The sequence below is a fragment of the Pararhizobium sp. P1_E7 genome, from assembly GCF_056405855.1.
Genome location: NZ_JBFUBH010000147.1, coordinates 1 through 3851, shown reverse-complemented (window position 1 = coordinate 3851; position 3851 = coordinate 1). Strand labels below are relative to the sequence as shown.

The window sequence follows — 3851 nt, the reverse complement described above, 5'->3', positions numbered from 1 at the left end:
GCCATAGACGTTAGCCTGGCCCTTTGTCGTGCCCGAGACAAAGACCGTATCGCTCCCTGTGYCCAGGTCAAAAWWGCTCTKGTATAAGTAGGCAGAAGYCTCCAGCGTGAAGCCGCGCATGTCGAGCGTGTCGCTGCCGCTACCAGTAYTAAGCAGGAAAGTCTCGAAGCCCTGGACGCTGGTATTGGCTCCAAGCTGYACKGCCGCCAGGGCTTGRTCTGCCAGCGTGAACGACACCGCTGACGTAAACGATGAGAGGGTCAGATCCAGAAGGTCAATCCCGGTTCCACCGATCATCGTGGCGCCGGACGCACTGATGATCCAGTCGTTGTCCGCGCCACCGTCCAGATAGTCACCGGTACCGCCAATGAGCCGATCATCCCCGGCTTCACCAAATAACCGATCCAGGCCAACGCCACCCGTAAAGCTATCCGCTCCGCTGCCGCCATTCGCAATCCCACCGAGCGTGAAAACCGCATGACTACCGTCAGAAAAATCATAGGTGTCGTTTGAGTTAGAACCTATATATTCGTAATCCTCGTCTTTCAGGAATGAATATATATCAACCAAAGCGCCAATAGATTCGACAGGAGTCGGGTCATAGTAGGTCCACCAAGCAGCGTAATTTCTGAAAACGTGCTCATCGAAGGTAAACATTACCTCACTCGAAACCGCTATACTTGACGTAATAAAATTTGTTTCTTGATAGACTTGCCACCAGTACGGATGTCCATTGTCCGGATTTTCTTCATTGAAAAATCGAATTGTGGTGTTGGTAATTTCATAGGTCCCGATCACAACCGGTATGCCGGTAGTTTGCCACCATGTCGCGCTATCATAGGGCTGTTGGGCCGACGTTAAGGTATATTGAGATGGGAAACTTCCGGAGGTTGTGCCGTCTTCGTCTCTGTCAGTCGCGGTGATGGTAACAGTCACGCGTGCCTCGCTATTCTTCTCGCGAAAGTTTAAAATTAACTAATTTTTAATATATCGGAAAGCAACAAGGATTATTACTTTCATAAGCAATTATGGATTTCCAGAAACAATTTGACTGAATACTTACTGGAACGATGAAGTACCGACAAGGCTGTTCAAGCTTGGTGGCAACTAAGCGAGTGTGAAGGTGTTTGCAAATCTAAGTGCGCAGCAACACCTTTTAACAAAGCTACGCCGTTGTCAAACTGAGCGAGCTGCGAAGAGACCGGCTATAACATGCTGGAGAAAGGGATTGTCAGAACATGGCACCGAAGTGGTTGTTGCGGTCAGCCCGGAATCCGGAAACACAAAAGCCCGGCTCATGGCCGGGCTTTTGATTGCGTTCTAAAGTTGTTGCGGCAAACCCCTTCGTGCGGTCCGATTCTTACTCACCCTTCGGTTTAAAATGCCGCACGACCGCTTCAAAGATCGCGTCGGAGATCCACATCGCACAGACGCCAATTTTTCGGTGCCTGCATGGACTTAGATGCTCGCTTGGGTTTTGATTGGTCGCAGGACACAAGGGGGAACGACCGTGAAAAAATTTACAGTATTGGCTGTTTTTGGTGCCTGCCTATTTCTCAACGGATGCACAACTCCAAACCAAGTTGCAAAGCCATCCGACATTACTCTCGACAAGGCTATCATCGAAGTTGCGGATAGCCTGAAGAACGTCCAGCAAATGACTGCGGATCGGAAAAAGGTTGGGCTTATCGTGGACGAGGCAAAGGTAGAATTTCAAATCGCAGCAAAGGCAACAAACACAAGTACCGTCAGCGCGTCCGCGAGTGACGTCCCCCTTGGAGTAGGTGGCACCGCGGGACTTTCAGTTTCCAATCAAATCGTAAACGAGGGCAGCCGCGGCAACACTGTCACCGTGACCTTCAGGAACATTGCGACGGCCGATTACTCCAAAGGTGGCAAAGAGATGGTCGCAAAATGCTCGAAAAACCAGAATGCCGAAGGATGTCCAGTTGTTGTGATGAGCCAGAACAACCCTGGTATTTGACTTAAACCACCAGAATGCCTGGCAAAACTGGGATCAGTTGCCCGCCGGGCCGGTTGTCGTCAGGAACCAAGCTTCGCGTCGATCAGCTCTTTCAGCTTCTCGGTGCTGATGTTCTTCGGGTATTCCAGCCCGAGTTCGGCCGCCTGCTTCTTCAGGTCGTCACGCTCCGAGAGCTTCGGATCTTCGTCCTCGCCGGTGACGATGAGATGTTCGGCTTTGATCCAAGCGACCACAACGGGATGATCCTTGACGGTATCCCAATCGGCCTGCTCGACGTCGAGCGCGGACTTGCCGGCGATGACCGGGCCGCCGGGAATGCCAAAGCCGCCCGGCCGGGTGTTCTCAAGTTTGACCATGATCAGATCCCATCCAGATAGCGAACAGCGCCYGGGCGGCGGATTTCGACACCGCCGAGACGGAAGATACCCGGCACCTCGAATTTCAGCAGACGGCGTTCAGCCTGCAGGAAGCGATGGGGCATCGGGATATGCATCTTCACAACGTCCGGGGTGCGGCGATATGCGACCATCCGATGCGTGCCGCCTGCGCCGAGGTTTTCGAGGCCGAAGACCGCCCGGATCGTGAGCGGGCGACCGGTCCGGATCGTGTAGATGTTGGCACGCTGGACATGCTCCAGAATGGTGGTGGTCATGGTGGCGTCGAGACGCTTGGTCGCGATCAGTGCATAGCGGTCCTGATCGAGCAGGATCGTATCCGCCTGTTCGATACCGTTCGAAGCGGTGAAGATGACGCTGAGAACATCGTTGACGTCCTTCAGGATTTCATCGGCCGTCTTCGTGGTCCAGGTTGCCGTGCCGCCGGCGCCGTTCGCCGCGGTGAGCGCGGTGAYGGACACCGTGTTGAGGAGACCTGTCATGCCAAGCTTGGAGCGGCCGAGGAAGGCTACGCCGTCGACGAACTGCTCGTACTTGCGCTTGGCAGCGTCCGCGCGGTCATTCGTCAGGGCGATACCATAGGCCTGAGCGTGGCCCAACTCCTGCAGGTTATAGCGATAACCAATACCCGCCATGAAGACGCGGCTGTTGCCGTTGTCGAGCTTGAAGTCAACGAACGGGATATCGTCGCCATCCGCCGAAAACTCGCTTGCCTCGCCGACATCATCGCCCATCGAGAAGAAATCGATCGCGGTCGTCCATTCGGGCGCCGTATTATCGACCGATACGAGTTTCCGGTACTGGAAGTCCGGATACTCGCGCTTTTGTAGATCACGGGCTCGATATAGTTCTGAGCCGTGCGCAGGAAGTTCAGCGCCAGTGCGGGCGCGTCAGTGGTGAACATGCTCGTTCTCCTTACTTGGTGACGCCAAGGCGGAGACGCGCGAGCAGGTTGGTACCGCTCGTGACGCTTGCCCATTCGGCATTTTCGATGAGTTGGTTTGCCGCCGAGTTCGACACGTTGGTGAACGTACCGGTCGGCGTCATGTAGACCGGGTCGCCCTGGGCAACAGCGACAAGCGCGATAACCCAGATGGAGCCGGTCTTGCGCACGCTGAGCTGATCGTAGGACTTGAACACCTCACCATTGGCTGCCGGCACAGTGCGGTCGGCGATTGCGACGCCGGCAAACTTGCCCAGCGCCGTCGGCAGCTTCACCGTGTCTTCAATGGTGCCGAAGATCACACCGCGGCCGAACGGGATATCGCCCGAGCCAGCTTCAACGATGGCGGAGATGTTCCAGCCAGGCTCAGTGGTGGCGATCATGCCGGGATAACCGGCCGGCGTGTCGCGCGAATAGGATACGGTCGGGAAAGCCATTATGCGTTCTCCTTCTGAGTGCCCATCCAGGCGTTGGCGTCGCGCGCCAGCATCTGCCGGTAGGCGGCGTCGGAATCATTGGGGTTGCCGTC

The 3851-nt window shown here is 55.4% G+C and carries 5 protein-coding genes; 1 reads left to right on the top strand and 4 read right to left on the bottom strand.

Annotated features, from left to right (window positions below; genetic code table 11):
• The coding region (locus AC1D17_RS28040; RefSeq protein ID WP_477568499.1) for a calcium-binding protein at positions 1-936 on the bottom strand (936 nt) is incomplete at its 3' end.
• A gap of 574 nt (positions 937-1510) precedes the next feature.
• Between AC1D17_RS28040 and AC1D17_RS28035 the strand changes: the two genes are divergently transcribed.
• Positions 1511-1984 (top strand): hypothetical protein, encoded by a 474-nt coding sequence (locus tag AC1D17_RS28035; protein ID WP_477568498.1) that lies wholly within the window; start codon positions 1511-1513, stop codon positions 1982-1984.
• A gap of 59 nt (positions 1985-2043) precedes the next feature.
• Here AC1D17_RS28035 and AC1D17_RS28030 read toward each other — a convergent pair whose 3' ends face one another.
• From AC1D17_RS28030 to AC1D17_RS28020, 3 genes are all read right to left on the bottom strand, one after another.
• Positions 2044-2340: a hypothetical protein gene (locus tag AC1D17_RS28030; RefSeq protein ID WP_477568497.1), complete on the bottom strand. Its 297-nt coding sequence runs from the start codon at positions 2338-2340 to the stop codon at positions 2044-2046.
• A gap of 2 nt (positions 2341-2342) precedes the next feature.
• The gene (locus tag AC1D17_RS28025; protein ID WP_477568496.1) at positions 2343-3113 is read right to left on the bottom strand and encodes a DUF2184 domain-containing protein; all 771 of its coding nucleotides are present in this window, start codon (positions 3111-3113) and stop codon (positions 2343-2345) included.
• Positions 3114-3294: 181 nt separating this feature from the next.
• A complete protein-coding gene (locus AC1D17_RS28020; protein ID WP_477568495.1) occupies positions 3295-3759 on the bottom strand; it encodes a structural cement protein Gp24 in 465 nt (154 codons plus the stop codon).
• Positions 3760-3851 lie beyond the last annotated feature (92 nt).

Excerpts from the sequence above, each read along its gene's own strand:
- AC1D17_RS28030 (WP_477568497.1), bottom strand. The coding sequence starts at position 2,340 with ATGGTCAAACTTGAGAACACCCGGCCGGGCGGCTTTGGCATTCCCGGC.
- AC1D17_RS28020 (WP_477568495.1), bottom strand. The coding sequence starts at position 3,759 with ATGGCTTTCCCGACCGTATCCTATTCGCGCGACACGCCGGCCGGTTAT.